Source organism: Mesorhizobium sp. M0491 (assembly GCF_040321265.1).
In the GTDB taxonomy this organism is placed as follows: Bacteria; Pseudomonadota; Alphaproteobacteria; order Rhizobiales; family Rhizobiaceae; genus Mesorhizobium.
Map to the genome: position 1 here is coordinate 354,787 of NZ_JAMYRE010000002.1, position 16,076 is coordinate 370,862.

Consider the following 16,076-nt stretch of genomic DNA (forward strand, 5'->3'; position numbering starts at 1 on the left):
TTAACGAACCTGGCTTTTGACGAAATCCTTGACGATCGACACGATGCCGCGCGACAGCAGGCTGTCGAAGGCGTCGACGAAGCGGTCGACATGCTCGCGCTGGCAGATCAGCGGCGGCTCGAGCCGGATGACGTTGCGGTTGTATTCGGTGAAGGCGACCAGCACATCGTAGTCGCGCAACAGCAGCGCCCCGATGAAGCCCGACAGCGAACCCTTCAGCTTGTCGTCGAGCACGCTGACGATCGGCCGCAACACCATCGGCAAGGTCTGCGAGAAGTCGTGGAACTCCAGGCCGATCATAAAACCCCTGCCGCGCACCTCCTTGATGATCTTCGGGTACTTTTCCCTGAGCGTCTGCAGGCGCTGCAGCAAATAGTCGCCGGTGATGGCGGCATTGTCGATCAGCCCTTCATCATAGAGTACATTGAGCCCCTCGATCGAGGTGACGCAGGCCTCGCCCATGCCGCCGAAGGTCGCCATGGCATGGATCATCGCCGTTTTCGGCGTGCCATAGGCCTTCATGTAGACCTCGCGCCGCGCGATCATCGCGCCGACCGCCGCCTTGCCGGCGCCAAGCGATTTGGCCAGCGCCGTCACATCGGGAATGACGCCGTAATGCTCGAAGGCATAGAAGCGGCCTGACCGGCCATAGCCGCACTGCACTTCGTCGGCGACCCACAACACGCCATACTGGTCGCACAGCGCCCTTAGCTTCTGCCAATATTCAGCAGGCGCCTGGATGATGCCGCCGCCGCCCTGGATGGTTTCCAGCACGATGACGCCGACCTCCGGGTCGGAACGGAACAGGCGCTCGACCGCCTCGATGTCGGCAAACGGGATGCGGACCGTGTTTTCGGCCACCTTGAAGTCGGCGCGGTAGAGCTGGCCGTCGGTGATGCCCAGCACGCCCTTGGTCTTGCCGTGGAAGGAATTCTCGGCATAGACGATCTTCGGTCGCTTCGGACCGGCGGCGCGCTCGGCGAGCTTAACCGCCGCTTCCATCGCCTCCGAGCCGGACGAACCCAGAAACACCATGTCGAGATCGCCGGGCGAGCATTTGGCGATGTTGTGCGCAAGTGCCGCCGCATATTGCGACATGAAGGCGATGGCGATTTCCTGGCGCTTCTCCTCCTGGAATTTCTTGCGTGCTTCCAGGATGCGCGGATGATTGTGGCCGAAGGCCAGCGATCCGAAACCACCGAAGAAGTCGAGGATCTTGCGGCCGTTCTGGTCGATGTAGAACATGCCTTCGGCACGCTCGATCTTGATCTTGTGGAAGCCGAGCAGCTTCATGAAGTGCAGCTGGCCGGGGTTGAGATGCGCCTTGAACAGGTCGGTCATGCGGGCGACGTCCATCGCCTTGGCCTGCTCGACGCTGATCAAATCGGGCTTGGCGATGGTCGCTGGCGACAGCGACGGCGCGCTGACCATGGTGCGCAAATTGGTCTGTTCGGGCTTGGCCATGACGGTCATTTCAATCTCCTGTCTGCACGCACGACCAGGATCGGGCGCAACGAAAGCTGTTTTGCGAGCCGCTATTCGGCGGGCACATGTTTGGTGGCGACTGCGTGGCCGGCTTTCTTTGCGCGGTACTCGCTATAGGCGGCGATCAGCATGTCCTCGTCGCGATATTGCGGCACCCAGCCGAGCTGGCGCCCGGCCTTGGACACGTCGAGCACGCAGTCCTCGTCGGCGATCAGATACTGTTCCGGGTCCATGATCGGCATGTTGAAGAGGTCGAGCAGGTCGAGCGTGCGCTTGACCGCCCAGCCCGGTGTCGGGATCAGGATCGATTTCGAGCCGGCATGCCGGATCAAATCGCCGAGCAATTTCTTGACCGGCGGCGGGTTGAGCGAACCCAGATTATAGGCCTCATTAGGCACACCGGCCTTCCAGGCCGCGCGCGCGGCCTCGGCGCAGTCGAACACCGAGATGAACTGATAGGGGTTCCTGCCCGAACCGATCATCGGCACGGGAAGGTTCCAGTCGATCAGCTTGAACAGCTTTTCCAGGATGCCGAGCCGGCCTGGGCCGATGATCAGGCGCGGGCGAAACAGCGAGATCGACATGCCGCGCTTGCGCCATTCGGCCGCCAACTCCTCTGTCTTCTGCTTCGACCAGCCATATTCGCCCAGCGGCGCCACCGGGTGCTCCTCGGTCATCGGCTGCGTGACCGTGTGGCCGTAGATCATGTCGGTCGTGTAGTGGACGAGTTTTGTCGCACCGGCTCTGTCCATGGCCTGCATGATGTGCTCGGTGCCGTGGAAATTCACCGGGAAAAAGAAATCGTGCCGCTTGGCCCGCACCTGGATCGGCGACAGCATCTTGGCCGACAAATTGTAGACCATATCATCGGCCTTCAGCCCGACCGCCGCGACCGACGCCGGATCGGTGACGTCGCATTGGATAAAGCGGACGGTGCGGTACTGCGGCAGGTCGCTCTTGACGACGTCGGCGACGACAACCTCTTCACCATCGGCCACAAGCTTCGGAGCAAGGTGGCGGCCGACGAAACCGTCACCGCCGAAAATCACATGTCTCATCGAATGATCTCGTTTGCTTGGATCTTGTCGGGCATGATGGAAGCGGTCTGGTCCTCATGCCCTTGCTTACCCAAATCCCGGCCACTTTGCGCGATCAGCACCGTGCCGACGCAGATGAAGGCGATGCCGGCGATCCGCCAGCCATTGAGGTCCTCGCGGAAGACGAAATAAGCGAAGATGGCGACGGCAACATAGGCGAGGCTGAGGAACGGATAAGCGAAGGAGAGCTCGACCTTGGACAGCACATAGAGATGCGAGGCCATCGAGATGACGAAGGTGCAGAGGCCAAGGAACACCCAGGGGCTGAAAACGATCTGCAACAGCTTGACGAGCGGATTGACGCCCTCGAACGAGATCGGCCCGAGCGACATCATGCCTTGCTTCAGCATCAGCTGTGCGGCGGCATTGGTCATGACCGTAAAGAGAATGAAGACGATGTATTTCATGTGTTCCGAGCCACCCCTTCATGCTTCCTATTACAAACCAGCAAACATTTCGTGAAGCCACAAGAATGTTTTGAGTGAATCATGGATTTAACGATCGATAACCAAGAATTACTCAAGTTATATCTATTCCGCTGCCTCGGCTACGCAGCGCCGCGTGTCGAGCTTCCTTGCCGTCCGCGCCCAGAAACTCGATAGGAAGGCGGGATCGCGAAGCAACTCCAGCCGCGGCCATTCGGGAAAGGACGAAGCGAAGATGTCTGCGCCCATACGAGCATCCTTGTAGGGATTGACGGCGCCGCCTGCCTCGACGGTGATGCGATCGAGTTCCCGCAACAAGGCCAGCGTCGCAGCCCCCCTGTTGGGGAAATCCAGCGTCAGCGTGTAGCCGGGACGCGGGAACGACAGCAGCGCCGGCGAGCGGATGGAGCCGAAGCGTTTCAATACGGTGAGGAACGAGCCCTGCCCGGCTTGCCTTGCAGCCGCAAGCAATGCCGGCACGGCCTCGCGCGCCGCCGCTTCCGGCACCACGCTCTGGTGTTGGAAAAGCCCTTTCGGCCCATAAAGCCGGTTCCAGTCGCGCACGCCGTCGAGCGGGAAGAAGAAGCCCTGGTAGCCAACCTGGCGCGGCGCCGTCGACCGCCCCTTCTTCCACCTGTAGGCGGCGTTGAAGGCGGTCAGGAACGGCCGGTTGAGCACATTGAACGGCGGCTGGACCGGCACCGAGAGATTGCCACCGGCGCGCGAGGCGGCATGCGAGCCGTGCTCGGCATGATTGCCTGTAAACAGCAACCCGCGACCGCTATTGCGGCCGCCGGCAAGTTGGTCGATCCAGGCGACCGCATATTCATTGGCCTGATCGGCCGCCTCGGCCAAACCGAAGAACTCGTCGAGATCGCGAAACGGCGTCGCCTTTTCGACGATGTCGAGCGAATGAACCCGCATCAACCGGATCGAGGCAGACAGGATGAGACCGGTCAGCCCCATGCCGCCGATCGTCGCCGCAAACAGGCGCGCATTGTCTGCTGCCGAGCAGCGATAGGTCCTTCCGTCGGACCTGAGCAGCGTGAAGCTCTCGACATGGCAGCCGAAGGTGCCGCGCCGGTGATGGTTCTTGCCATGCACGTCATTGGCGATGGCGCCGCCGAGCGTGACGAATTGCGTGCCTGGCACAACCGCCGGAAAGAAGCCGTAAGGGGCGGCGTGGGCGATGATGTCGGACAACAGCACGCCGGCATCCGCCTCGAGAACACCGGTTTCGGCGTTGAAGGCGTGGATGCGGTTCAGCGATCGCATATCGACGACCGCTCCGGCCTCGTTCTGGCAGGAATCGCCGTAGGAGCGGCCATTGCCATAGGCAAGCAGCGACGCCGGCTTGGCCCGACCGCCCTTCAGCAGCGCGATCGCCTCATCGGCCCCGATGGCGCGCGGCGCCGGCGGTGTGGCAAGGCCAAAGCTTGGGAAACGTCCGGCGGCCATGCCTACCAGCCCCCGATGACCAGCATCACCGCACCGATCAGCACCACGATCTGGCTGCGCCAGTCGCGGATGATGAACACGACCGGATCGTCATGCATCTCGTTGCGGCGCGCCAGGATCCAGACGCGCATGGTGAGATAAAGCACGATCGGCGCCAGCGGCCAGATCAGCCATGGATGCGGATAGAGCTCCCGCACCGCGACACTGTCCATGTAGAGCGCCAGCACCAGCGCCGAGGAGAAGGCCGAGGCCATGCCGGCCTGGGCGACGATCTCCTGGTCTTCGGTGCGATAGCCGCGGCCGGCAATGCGCTCGCCAGGCGGAATGGCGGTGGTGCGCAATTCGACGAAGCGCTTCACCAGCGCCAGCGACAGGAAGAAGAAGATAGAGAAGGCCAGCAGCCAGAACGAGACGTCGACGCCGGTCGCCGCCGCACCGGCCAGGACGCGGATCGTGTAGAGGCCGGCGAGCGTCAGCACATCGACCAGCAGCATGCGCTTGAACGACAGCGAATAGGCCGTGGTGACGACCATGTAGCCGCCAAGCACAGCCAGAAATTCGTGCGACAAGAACAGCCCGGTGCCGAAGCCGATCGCCAAAAGCATCGCAATCGCGCCAAGTCCGAACGGGATGGACAGCGCACCGCTGGCGAACGGCCTGTTGCGCTTGGTGAGGTGTTTGCGGTCGAGCGCGAGGTCAAAGAAATCGTTGAGGATGTAGATGGCCGATGCCACCGCACTGAACGAGACGAATGCCAGCAGGCATTGCCAGATCATGTCGGTGTTGAAATATTCGTGCGAGAGCACCATCGGCACTGCGATCAGCGAATTCTTCAGCCACTGATGGACACGCAGCATCTTGACGATGGTCCGCAAAGTCGGCTTCGGCGCCGGCATCGTCTCGGCGCCATGTGCCGCCTGCCAGCGCGCGGCATGGCGGTCGGGCGCGACGACGATCGCGTTGCGCGCTGCATCAAAGACTTGGAGATCGTGACGGCTGTTGCCGGCATAGTCGAAACCGCCATCACCATAGGCTGCGATCAGCGAAGCGCGCTTCCTGCCCGAGGTGAGATTGGCGAGACCATCGGTGGCCAGCACCTGGTCGAAAATGCCGAGATGGACCGCGATGGCATCGGCGAACTTGCGCGGCGTGCCGGTCGCCAGCACGATCTTGCGGCCTTCGGCATGCTCGGTCCGGAGGCGGCAAAGCAGCACCTCGCGATAGGGCAGCGATGCCGGATCGATGTCGATGCGCTGCGCGATTGCCTGCTTCAGCCGCGCCGGTCCGCCGGCGGCCCAGAAAGGCACGAGGAAGATATAGAGCGGGTTCTTCTTGAGAAGGATGAACAGCCCTTCCCACAACAGGTCGGTCGCGATCAGCGTGCCGTCGAGATCGACCGCAAGCGGTATTGCGTTCCTGTCCGACCGCGCATCCATGTCCTACCCTGCCCGCGTAGAGTTGCGCGCCGCTTTTCGGCGTCTTGAGGCTGGTATAGCGGGCGATGACGTAGCGAACGTTAAAACGCACGGTTGCAGACGGCTGCCATGGGGGTATTTCCGGCGTCATTGTTAAACAACCGCTACCGGAAACGATAAAAGGCCGGGCAAATTCCCGGCCTCCGCAATCGTGACGCCAGGATTACTTGATGCGGGCGACACCGCCCGAAATCTCGACGGTTTCCGAACCGGTCAGGGCTTCGAGGTCGCCATTGGGCAAGGTGACGAAGCAGCCATTCGGGCAGAACTCAACCGTTTCGCCACCGGCCAACGCAAGGTCGGTCTTGCTGCCGCCCTCGGTGACGACCAGCGTTCGGGTCTCGGCGTCCTTGTTGACCGCGCTCGCGGCATGGACCGAGCCGATAGCGGCGACCAGGGCGACGGCAGCGACGAGAGACTTCCACATGGTGCAATATCGGTGTTCCCACCGCCTCTGTTGCATTTCGCAAGGCATTTTCGCCTTTGCATGGAGCTTATATGAGATGGAAGCTGAACCGCAACTGAATGCCCCATTCATGCCGCAATCGGCTTTCGATGGTTGAGACCCACCGATTCCCAGCCTAGTCCGGATCTGGCTTCCTGGTTTTGCGGGACTTGACTAGTCGCTTCTTCTCCGCCTCGGCTTCGGCCTTCACCTGCTCCTGTTCGGCGAAGTCGGCCTCGATCTTGTCGTCGTCTGTCGGCCAGGCCTTGGGCTTGTGGGCCTCGACCACGGCGCGTGGCGTCGAGGGCATCTCGATGTGTTCGCTGCTGAATTTTTCAAGCACGGCAAAACGGATGTCGTTCTGCGCGATGTTGCCGTTCATCACATCGGCCAGGAACACGCGGATCTCGAATTCCAGGGCGGCAGGGCCGAAATTGGAAAACAGCACGAAGGGTTCGGGGTTCTTCAGCACCATCGGGTGGCTGCGGGCGATCTCCAGCAGGACGGCATGAACCTGCTTGACGTCGCTGCCATAGGCGACGCCGACCTTGATGTCGATGCGGCCGAGCTTGTTGCGGTGCGTCCAGTTGCCGACGGCATTGTTGATCAGGTTCGAGTTGGGCAGGATCACCGATTGCCGCTGGAAGGTTTCGATCTCGGTGGCGCGCACGCTGATCTTCTTGACTGTGCCGCTGACATCGCCGGCAACGATCCAGTCGCCCACCTTGAACGGCCGTTCGGCCAACAGGATCAGGCCGGAAACGAAATTAGACACCACGTTCTGCAGGCCAAAGCCGATACCGAGGGAAAGAGCGCCGGCGACCAGCGCCAGGCTGGACAGGTCGATGCCCGCCGCCGAGATGCCGACCAGTGCCGCGAGCGCGACGCCGGCATAGCCGACCGCCAGCCGGATCGAGTTGCGCACGCCGGTATCGACCTTGCCACGCGCCATCACGGAACCGTCGAGCCAGCCCTGGAACCAGCGTGTCAGGAAATAGCCTATGACGAAGACGACGATGCCGGAGAGGATGCCGGTGACCGAGATCGTCACCGAGCCGATGTTGATCCCGGTTGCGAGCTTGTAGGCCCAGGCCTGGATATCGCCGGGCTGGAAACCCCACATCAGCAGGATCAACGGCAGGAACACCAGCACGATCATCACATTGATGGCAACGCTGACGACAAGGCCGAGCTGGTCGAGGGCTGTATCCTCGTAGCTGGATTTGGCCGACAGCCAGCGCCCGACGGTCGTGTTGGCGAAAGCACCCTCCTCGCCGATCGCCTGCGCCGACAGGAAGCCGATATAGGCGGTGATCAGCACGGTGCCGGTAACGACGACCTGCAACGAAACGAACAGAGCAAGGCCGATGTAACCGAGCAGCGCCGCGACGATGGTGAAAAGACCGAGCGCAAGCGCCGTATAGCGCAGCCATGCCGGCCAAGGCCGCCAGCTTCCGTCACGCGCCTTGAACGGCCTCAGCATCGCCATCAGGATCAGGATGACGCCGACGATGATGGTGGCGCCGAAACTGCGGGCGATGGTCAGCGACAGCGGCGAGCCCATTTTGTCGTTGATGACCGACAGGAAATAATTGACGCCGATGACCACGGCCATGGCGGTCGTCAGCCGCACCAGCCAGCGCGCCGGACCTGTCTCGACGGGGATAAGGCGCCAATTCGGCAGCCGCGGCTCGAGCGCCGCATTGGTCAATCGGTTGACGCAGAACACCACCCCGATGACGGCCGCGAGCGCATTCAGGAAGAGGCCGATGTCGCCACGCAACACATTGTAATAGTTGAAAAAGAACACCGTGGAGGCCAAGAACACGCCAACCGCCAGCGTCGGCAGCAAGGTCGACCAGAAGGCCACCGACAAGCGGCTGAGATAGGATGGATCCTCATTGGCAGGGTCGGCTTCGAACACGCGCCCGAACAGGCGCCGGCCACCGACCAGCAGCACCAGCGCCAGCCCGAGCGCCACGAAGGTTGCCGCCAGAATGGCCTGGAACTTGAACTTGAAAGCGAAGCTTAGCCATGACGACACCGCTTTGTAGAAATTGCCGAATTCGTCCCTGGCGTCCGAAAAGACCTGCGGGCTGAGCGCGTCGGACAGCACATAGCGCTTGGTGAGCACATTGCGGAACAGCTCGCTGCGCATGTTGCCGATCTTGTCGATCAGCCCGCTGATGCGGATCGAAAGCGATTGGGCTTGCGCAATGACGGCATTGATCTCCGCCTTTTCCGACACCAGCGCCTCGCGTTCGCCGCTGACGATGTCGGGCTCCGGCGGCTGACCCGCGGCAGGTGCCGCGCCAAGCTGCTCAAGACGGCTGTTGATCTCGCCAAGACGCGTACGGAAGGCCAGTGCGCTGTTCAGCGATTGCCGCGACAGCTCCTCGAGTTGCAAGCGGATATCGACAAGGCTGCTATCCTCCTCGCCGTCCTGCTGTATCTGCTTCTCGAAATTGTCGGTCTTGGTCGTCAGCGCCTGGATGATCTTCTGCTGGTCGGCGACCAGTCCGGCAGGCGCCTGGCCAAGCCCCTGTGCCACCGCATCGAACGACAGCGGCGCCGAGACGACAAGCGTGAGGATCAAAATGAGACGAAGCAATCGGAAAAGCATGATTTGTTGGCGACTCATCGGCGGCGAAGGCAATTTGAAAGCCTGTCCTTGATAAAGACGGCCCTATCATGGGGCAAGCCGTCGCATCGCGGACTCATCCGATCATTGACCTCACTGATCCTGACTCTCATTGAGCCCAGACCCCATTGATCCCCTGACCGATGCGTCGGCCAGTCGAAAGGCGATGGCGCAATATTGGCTTTGCCGGTGCGGCCTGCTCTATAGTCTGCCGCATCGCCCGAACCGGATGACATCAATGGCAGAGTACTCGGCCTTTTCGCTGCTCGCGAACGCGCTCAAGGGAAACAAGGATTGGAAGCCGGCATGGCGCAAGCCGGACCCGAAGGCGTCCTATGACGTCATCATCATCGGCGGCGGCGGTCATGGGCTGGCGACCGCCTATTATCTTGCCAAGGAACACGGCATCACCAATGTCGCCGTTGTGGAAAAGGGCTGGCTCGGCTCCGGCAATGTCGGCCGCAACACAACGGCGGTGCGCTCGAACTATCTGCTGCCGGCCAACACCCGCTTCTACGAACACTCGATGAAGCTGTGGGAAAACCTTTCGCACGAGCTCAACTACAATGTCATGTTCTCGCAGCGCGGCTGCCTGAACCTGGCGCACACGCCGGCCCAGTTCGACGACTATGCAAGACGCGGCAATGCCATGCGCCATCTCGGCGTCGATGCCGAACTGATGACGAAGGCTGAGATCAAACGTCTGATTCCGGCGCTCGACATCTCCGACAGCGCGCGCTTTCCGGTGGTTGGCGGCCTGATGCAGCGACGCGCCGGCACCGCCCGCCATGATGCGGTGGCCTGGGGCTATGCGCGCGGCGCCGACCGTCGCGGCGTCGACATCATCGAAAACTGCGAGGTCACCGGCTTCCTGCGCGACGGCGACCGCATTTCAGGCGTGACGACGTCCCGTGGCGACATCCGCGCCAGGAAGGTGGCCGTTGCGGTCGCCGGCAGCACCGGGCGTGTCATGCAGCTTGCCGGTATCGAGACAATGCCGATCGAGAGCCATGTGCTGCAGGCCTTCGTCACCGAATCGCTGAAACCCTTCATCGACACGGTCGTCACCTTCGGCATGGGCCATTTCTACATGTCGCAGTCGGACAAGGGCGGCCTCATCTATGGCGGCGACATCGACGGCTACAACAGCTACGCCCAGCGCGGCAATTTGCCCGTCGTCGACGAGGTGATGAGCGAAATGCTGGCGCTGTTTCCGGGCCTTGCGCGCGTGCGCATGCTGCGCTCCTGGGGCGGTGTTTGCGACATGTCGATGGACGGCTCGCCGATCATCACCACCGGCCCCCTGCCCGGCATGTATCTCAACTGCGGCTGGTGCTATGGCGGCTTCAAGGCGACGCCGGCTTCCGGCTGGTGCTTCGCCTGGACCATCGCCAAGGACCAGCCGCACGATCTCAACGCCCCCTTCACCCTCGACCGCTTCCACCGCGGCCTGGTGATCGACGACAAGGGCCAGGGTGCAAACCCGCGGCTGCATTAGGCATTAGGTAGAGTTCAATGTTGATCACTTGCCCCTATTGCGGCCCGCGCGACGTCATCGAGTTCACCTATCAGGGTGACGGCAACCGTGAGCGCCCCGACCCCGCCTCGCAGAATTTCGAGGCGTGGAACGCCTATGTCTATGACAGGCTGAACCCGGCCGGGGATCACAACGAGATCTGGCAGCATTCCGGCGGTTGCCGCACGCATCTGCGCGTCGTGCGCAACACGCTGACGCATGAGATTTCCAGCGTTGCTTTTGTGCGCGGTGATCATCAAGGGCGCGGCGATCATGGCTCCGCCGCGCGCCGCAAGGCGGAGGACAAGTCATGAGCCCGCGCCGCACCGACACCGGCGGCCGCATCGACCGGCTGAAAACCATCCGCTTCACCTTCGATGGCGCGGCCTACACCGGCCATGCCGGCGACACGCTGGCGTCAGCCCTGCTGGCCAAGGGCGTCACGCTTTACGGACGTTCGTTCAAATACCACCGCCCGCGCGGCCTGCTCACAGCCGGCGTCGAGGAACCCAACGCGCTGGTGACGGTGCTGAAGGGCGAGGTTCGTGAACCCAACATCCCAGCGACCATGGTCGAGATCCATGACGGCCTGGTTGCCATCAGCCAGAACCGCTTTCCCTCGCTTGCCTGGGACATCAACGCCGTCAACCAGCTCGGCGGCAAGATCCTGTCGGCCGGGTTCTACTACAAGACCTTCATGGGACCGGTGTTCGGTCCGCTCAAAGGCACGCGCTTCTGGATGTTCTGCGAACACTTCATCCGTCGCGCCGCCGGCCTCGGCAGCGCCGGATCGGCAAAGGACCCGGCCCGCTACGAACGCATGAACGCCTTTTGCGACGTGCTGGTGGTCGGCTCCGGCCCCGCCGGCCTGATGGCCGCCAAGGCTGCCGCCGATCAGGGCGCCCGCGTCATGCTGGCCGATCTCGAGCCGCGTTTCGGCGGTTCGGCCAACTGGTCCGATGAAACGATCGACGGCGCGCCTGCCGCCGATTGGGCCCGTCGCACGGTCGCCCAGCTCGAAGGCCGAGACAATGTCCGCCTTTTGCCGCGCACCACGGTCTGGGGTTACTACGACAACAACACGCTTGCCGCGCTCGAACGGGTCAGCGACCATAAGGATCAGCCAGGCAAGGGCGAGCCGCGCCATCGCTATTGGGCGATCCGCGCCAAATCCGTGGTCCTGGCCACTGGTGCGTTCGAGCGGCCGCTGGTCTTCCCCGGCAATGACAGGCCCGGTGTGATGCTGGCGCATGCCGCCGAGCGCTACGCCAACGAATTCGGCGTGCTGCCGGGCGAGCGGATCGCACTGTTCACCAACAATGACAGCGCCTATCGGGCGGCGGTCGCCTTGAAGAAGGCCGGTGCCGCGGTCGTCGCCATCGCCGATGTCAGGCCGGAACTTTCGCCGGAGATGCGCAAGCTGGCCGCGGAAGCCGAGGCCGAGATCTTCGCTGGCCATGCCGTCGTCGCCACCGAAGGCGGCAAGGCGCTGTCCGGCCTCAAACTGCAGCGCTTCGACATGACCAACGGCACGCTCATCGGTGATGCACGCAGCATCCATGCCGATTGCCTGCTGATGTCGGGCGGCTGGTCGCCGACCGTCCATCTGGCCAGCCAGGCCGGTGCCAAGGCGGAATGGAACGCCGCCCGGCAAGCCTTTCTGCCGCCGAAGCCGACACAAAAGTGGCCCCCACAGCAATGGATCGGCGCCGGTGCCTTCACCGGCAGTTTTTCCACCACCGAAGCCATCGCCGAAGGCCGCGCCGCCGGCCTCGCCGCCGCCGGCGGGCAGAGCACACCGTCCATGCTGCCGACCGTCGAAGCAGTGCCCGGCGATCCCGATCCCGCCCCGGTGTTCGAGATCAGGGCCAAGGGCAAGAGCTTTGTCGATTTCCAGCACGACGTCACGGCTGAGGACGTGCGGCTGGCCCACCGCGAGGGCTTCGTCTCGGTCGAGCATCTGAAACGCTACACCACGCTCGGCATGGCGACCGACCAGGGCAAGAGTTCCAACGTGCCTGGCCTCGCAATCATGGCCGAAGCGCTGGGCAAGCCGATCCCCGAGGTCGGCACGACGCGCTTCCGGCCGCCCTTTGCACCGGTGTCGATCGGCTCGCTGGCGGCCGAGCGTTTTGGCGACCTGAAGCCCGAGCGGCTGACTCCGATGCATGACTGGCATCTGGCCAGTGGCGCGACGATGTATTCCGCCGGCCTCTGGTACCGGCCGATGATCTACGGTCATGCCGGCGAGACGGTCGAGCAGGCCTATGTGCGCGAAGCCAAGGCGACGCGCGAAAGCGCAGGGATCGTCGATGTCTCGACGCTGGGCAAGATTGCCGTGCAAGGCCCTGACGCCGCCGCATTCCTCGACCGCGTCTACACCAACATGTTTTCGACGCTCGCCGCCGGCAAGGCACGCTACGGGCTGATGCTGCGCGAGGACGGCCTAGCCTTCGACGACGGCACCACTTGGCGGCTCGGCGATCAGGATTTCCTGATGACCACCACCACGGCCAATGCCGGCAAGGTGATGCAGCATCTGGAGTATTTCCTCGACGTGATCTGGCCGGAGCTGAAAGTCCACGTGACCTCGGTGACCGACGAATGGGCGGGTGCCGCGATCGGCGGGCCGAAGGCCAGGCAGATCCTCGCCGCCTGTGTCACCGGCACGTCGGTCGACAACGCCGCCTTGCCCTTCATGGGCATCGTGCGTGGCGATATAGCAGGCGTGCCGGTGATGATTTGCCGGCTGTCCTTCTCCGGTGAAATGGCCTTCGAAGTCTATTCCGGCGCCGGCCACGGCACCCATGTCTGGGAAGCGCTTATTGAAGCCGGCAAGCCGTTCGGGCTGGCCACCTATGGGCTCGAGGCACTGGGCACCATGCGCATCGAAAAGGGCCATGTCACCGGCGCCGAGATCGACGGCCGCACCACGGCACGCGACCTGCATCTCGACTGGATGCTGTCGAAGAAGAAGCCTTTCATCGGCTCGGCGATGATGGACCGCGAAGGCTTGATCGCATCGGACCGCCTTGAACTGGTCGGCCTGATCGCCCTCGATAACCGGCCACTCAACGGTGGCGCCCACATCGTCGAGGAGGTTGACGAAGCCAATCCGCACGACTCCATCGGCCATATCACCGCCTGCTGCTATTCGCCGGCGCTCGGCAAGCATATCGCGCTGGCGCTGGTCAAGGGCGGCAAGGCACGGCAGGGCACGCGCGCCCATGTCTCCGATCCCTTGCGCAACCGCTTTGGACCGGTCGAGATCGTCTCCAACCACTTCTTCGATCCGGACGGGAGCCGCATGCATGGTTGAGCGCCAGTCACCCGAACCCTTGTCGCCACTCGAACCGGAATTTCACGTCGGCTCACACGGCAATTTCGAGCATGGCGTCGAGATCATCCTGACCGAGACGCGGCCTGGCTCGATCGTGCAGCTGGCAGCGTGGCCCGGCGAGGAGAAGAAGCTGATAGCAGCCATCCGCACCGTCACCGGGCTTGCTCTGCCCGATGGCGCAGGCGGCGGCTTGAGCGACGGCGTGAAATCGGTGTTCGGCTTCGCGCCGGGAAAGTTCACTATCGCCGACGAGGCCGAAGGGTTGGCCCCCGCCTTTGCCAAAGTGGTAACGCCGGCCATCGGCACCGTGACCGATCTTTCACATGGCCGCACCGCCATCCGCATTGCCGGGCCTAAGGCTGAATGGGTGCTGGCGAAATTCTTCGCCATCGACTTTTCGCTGCCGGCCTTTCCCATCGGCGCCGGCCGCTCGACCACCCATCACGACATCTTCGCCCAGATCCAGCGCACCGGCGCCGACCAGTTCGACATCTATGTCTTCCGCTCATTCGCACGCTCGTTCTGGAAGGCGCTCTGCCATGCCAGCGAGGAAGTCGGCTACGAGGTGCAGTAGGCGCCCTGTCGGCCAGGGCGCCGCGTCACTTCTGGCATCAACGCCAGCCGGTTCTGCCGCTAGAGAATCGCGCCTCGGGCGCTCATGGTTGGAAACATGACCGCCAGGCCGGTCCAAGGGGTAAATCCCGTCTCAGAGTCGGCACATTCGTTTGGTTCGAACATCTCCATGACCGCAGAACTATCCGCCGGCGCCACGGATTGCGCCGATGTGCCGGCCAGAGCCTTGCTCCTGCTGCCGCTAACGGTCGCCTGCGGCGTGTTCATGACCAGCCTCGACCAGAATGTCGTGGTGACCGCGCTGCCGGGCATCAGCGAAAGCCTCGGGCGTCCGCCCAGCCAGCTCGGCCTCTTGATTACCGTCTATGTCGCCAGCCTGATCATCTCGATGCCGCTTGGCGGCTGGGCCGCCGACCGCTTCGGACTGCGCAACGTCTACTGCTTTGCCTTGCTGGTGTTCGCCGCCTCGTCGGCGCTCTGCGGGCTGTCCGACAACATCTGGACGCTGGTCGGCGCCCGCGCGCTGCAAGGCTTTGGCGGCGCCTTGATGGGCACGCTCGGCCAGGTCGTCATCCTGTCGACCTTTCCGCGCAGCCGAACGCTGAAGATCAACATGTACATCTCGCTGGCCGGCCAGTCCGGACCGTTGGTCGGTCCGCTCGTCGGCGGCGCGCTGACCACCTACATTTCCTGGCGCTGGATCTTCTTCATCAACGTGCCGTTCGCGCTGGCTGCGGCAATTCTTGCCGCCTCGCTGTTTCCGACGATGACCAAGCCGGTGCGCACGCCGTTCGATTTTCCGGGCTTCCTGCTGGTCGGCAGCGGCATGGTCCTGCTGGTCTTCGGCATGGATTCGCTTGCCGCCAAGGATGCCGCGGGCGGCATCATCGCCGCCGAACTGGCGCTGGCGCTCGTTATCCTGACCATCGCCTCGTTCTACTGCCTGCGCGTGCGCAATCCGCTGCTCGATCTCAAGCTGTTGCGCATCCGTACCTTCCGCATTTCGTTCCTCACCGGTGGCGGGCTGGACACGATCGGCCTCAGCTCCGTCGTCTTCCTGCTGCCGCTGATGTTCCAGCTCGGCTTCGGCATGAGCGCGGTTCAGGCGGGATCGCTGACCTTCGTCGCCGCGGTCGGCTCCGTGGCCATGCGGTTCTTCATGCCGCGTGTCCTCAACCGTTTCGGCTTTCGCCGCGTGCTGGTCTACAACACGCCCATCGTCGCCGCCCTGGTTGCCGGCTTCGCGCTGATGCAGGCGACGACGCCGGTATGGATCGTGCTCACCTACATCTTCGTCTTCGGCGTCTTCCGCTCCGCGCAATGGGCCTCGACCGGCAACCTCGCCTATTCCGACATCGCGCCCGAGCAGCTCGCCCGTTTCAGCGCGCTCTATTACATATTATGGCAGCTGGCAGTGGCGATCAGCGTTGGCCTGGCCGCCGCGGCACTGTCGTTTCTGGCGGGCGGCGGCCCTGCCGTCGCCGACGACTTTCGCATCCTGTTCGTGATCGAGGGCGTCATCACGCTCTGCGCGCTGCTTGCCTACCTCAAGCTGACGCCGCAAGACGGCGTCCATGTCAGCGGCCACGGCGCACAGATGAACACGGAATGAAGCTGGCTG

Annotated in this window: 12 protein-coding genes; 5 read left to right on the top strand and 7 right to left on the bottom strand. The window is 63.2% G+C overall.

Translation table 11 applies throughout. From position 1 onward, the window contains the following. From NKI69_RS03725 to NKI69_RS03755, 7 genes are all read right to left on the bottom strand, one after another. Positions 1 to 1,431, bottom strand: a complete 1,431-nt coding sequence (locus tag NKI69_RS03725; protein WP_245273256.1) for an aspartate aminotransferase family protein — start codon at positions 1,429 to 1,431, stop codon at positions 1 to 3. A 104-nt stretch (positions 1,432 to 1,535) separates the two neighbouring features. Then, a complete protein-coding gene (locus NKI69_RS03730) occupies positions 1,536 to 2,543 on the bottom strand; it encodes an NAD-dependent epimerase/dehydratase family protein (RefSeq protein WP_128304388.1) in 1,008 nt (335 codons plus the stop codon). Beyond that, on the bottom strand, positions 2,540 to 2,989 hold the full coding sequence (locus tag NKI69_RS03735; protein ID WP_023812332.1) for an EamA family transporter: 450 nt from the start codon (positions 2,987 to 2,989) through the stop codon (positions 2,540 to 2,542). The genes NKI69_RS03730 and NKI69_RS03735 overlap by 4 nt, the downstream gene beginning before the upstream one ends. A 123-nt stretch (positions 2,990 to 3,112) precedes the next feature. Next, positions 3,113 to 4,465 carry an FAD-binding oxidoreductase gene (locus NKI69_RS03740; protein WP_023812333.1) on the bottom strand — a complete coding sequence of 451 codons (1,353 nt, stop codon included), beginning with the start codon at positions 4,463 to 4,465 and terminating at the stop codon, positions 3,113 to 3,115. Positions 4,466 to 4,467: 2 nt separating this feature from the next. Beyond that, positions 4,468 to 5,901 carry a UbiA family prenyltransferase gene (locus NKI69_RS03745; protein ID WP_023812334.1) on the bottom strand — a complete coding sequence of 478 codons (1,434 nt, stop codon included), beginning with the start codon at positions 5,899 to 5,901 and terminating at the stop codon, positions 4,468 to 4,470. 202 nt (positions 5,902 to 6,103) lie between these two features. Next, positions 6,104 to 6,367, bottom strand: coding sequence for a hypothetical protein (locus NKI69_RS03750; RefSeq protein WP_023812335.1), 264 nt, complete (start codon positions 6,365 to 6,367; stop codon positions 6,104 to 6,106). 154 nt (positions 6,368 to 6,521) lie between these two features. Further along, positions 6,522 to 9,008: a mechanosensitive ion channel family protein gene (locus tag NKI69_RS03755; RefSeq protein WP_023812336.1), complete on the bottom strand. Its 2,487-nt coding sequence runs from the start codon at positions 9,006 to 9,008 to the stop codon at positions 6,522 to 6,524. Between the two features lie 256 nt (positions 9,009 to 9,264). On the opposite strand from NKI69_RS03755, the gene NKI69_RS03760 reads away from it, so the two are divergent. The 5 genes from NKI69_RS03760 to NKI69_RS03780 all read left to right on the top strand — a co-directional run bounded on the left by NKI69_RS03760 (position 9,265) and on the right by NKI69_RS03780 (position 16,067). After that, the gene (locus NKI69_RS03760) at positions 9,265 to 10,524 is read left to right on the top strand and encodes a sarcosine oxidase subunit beta (RefSeq protein WP_023812337.1); all 1,260 of its coding nucleotides are present in this window, start codon (positions 9,265 to 9,267) and stop codon (positions 10,522 to 10,524) included. A gap of 17 nt (positions 10,525 to 10,541) precedes the next feature. Then, positions 10,542 to 10,856, top strand: coding sequence for a sarcosine oxidase subunit delta (locus tag NKI69_RS03765; RefSeq protein ID WP_023812338.1), 315 nt, complete (start codon positions 10,542 to 10,544; stop codon positions 10,854 to 10,856). Then, a complete protein-coding gene (locus NKI69_RS03770; RefSeq protein WP_352720087.1) occupies positions 10,853 to 13,861 on the top strand; it encodes a sarcosine oxidase subunit alpha in 3,009 nt (1,002 codons plus the stop codon). Before NKI69_RS03765 ends, NKI69_RS03770 begins: the two co-directional genes overlap by 4 nt. Beyond that, the gene (locus tag NKI69_RS03775; RefSeq protein ID WP_023812340.1) at positions 13,854 to 14,456 is read left to right on the top strand and encodes a sarcosine oxidase subunit gamma; all 603 of its coding nucleotides are present in this window, start codon (positions 13,854 to 13,856) and stop codon (positions 14,454 to 14,456) included. Before NKI69_RS03770 ends, NKI69_RS03775 begins: the two co-directional genes overlap by 8 nt. A gap of 168 nt (positions 14,457 to 14,624) precedes the next feature. Beyond that, on the top strand, positions 14,625 to 16,067 hold the full coding sequence (locus NKI69_RS03780; protein WP_023812342.1) for an MFS transporter: 1,443 nt from the start codon (positions 14,625 to 14,627) through the stop codon (positions 16,065 to 16,067). The last annotated feature ends 9 nt before the right edge of the window (positions 16,068 to 16,076 follow it).

What these genes read in the sequence shown, in the direction of transcription:
- NKI69_RS03745 (WP_023812334.1), bottom strand. Translation starts at nt 5,901, where the DNA reads ATGGATGCGCGGTCGGACAGGAACGCAATACCGCTTGCGGTCGATCTC.
- NKI69_RS03725 (WP_245273256.1), bottom strand. Translation starts at nt 1,431, where the DNA reads ATGGTCAGCGCGCCGTCGCTGTCGCCAGCGACCATCGCCAAGCCCGAT.
- NKI69_RS03735 (WP_023812332.1), bottom strand. Translation starts at nt 2,989, where the DNA reads ATGAAATACATCGTCTTCATTCTCTTTACGGTCATGACCAATGCCGCC.
- NKI69_RS03765 (WP_023812338.1), top strand. Translation starts at nt 10,542, where the DNA reads ATGTTGATCACTTGCCCCTATTGCGGCCCGCGCGACGTCATCGAGTTC.
- NKI69_RS03740 (WP_023812333.1), bottom strand. Translation starts at nt 4,465, where the DNA reads ATGGCCGCCGGACGTTTCCCAAGCTTTGGCCTTGCCACACCGCCGGCG.
- NKI69_RS03760 (WP_023812337.1), top strand. Translation starts at nt 9,265, where the DNA reads ATGGCAGAGTACTCGGCCTTTTCGCTGCTCGCGAACGCGCTCAAGGGA.
- NKI69_RS03775 (WP_023812340.1), top strand. Translation starts at nt 13,854, where the DNA reads ATGGTTGAGCGCCAGTCACCCGAACCCTTGTCGCCACTCGAACCGGAA.
- NKI69_RS03755 (WP_023812336.1), bottom strand. Translation starts at nt 9,008, where the DNA reads ATGCTTTTCCGATTGCTTCGTCTCATTTTGATCCTCACGCTTGTCGTC.
- NKI69_RS03730 (WP_128304388.1), bottom strand. Translation starts at nt 2,543, where the DNA reads ATGAGACATGTGATTTTCGGCGGTGACGGTTTCGTCGGCCGCCACCTT.
- NKI69_RS03780 (WP_023812342.1), top strand. Translation starts at nt 14,625, where the DNA reads ATGACCGCAGAACTATCCGCCGGCGCCACGGATTGCGCCGATGTGCCG.
- NKI69_RS03770 (WP_352720087.1), top strand. Translation starts at nt 10,853, where the DNA reads ATGAGCCCGCGCCGCACCGACACCGGCGGCCGCATCGACCGGCTGAAA.
- NKI69_RS03750 (WP_023812335.1), bottom strand. Translation starts at nt 6,367, where the DNA reads ATGTGGAAGTCTCTCGTCGCTGCCGTCGCCCTGGTCGCCGCTATCGGC.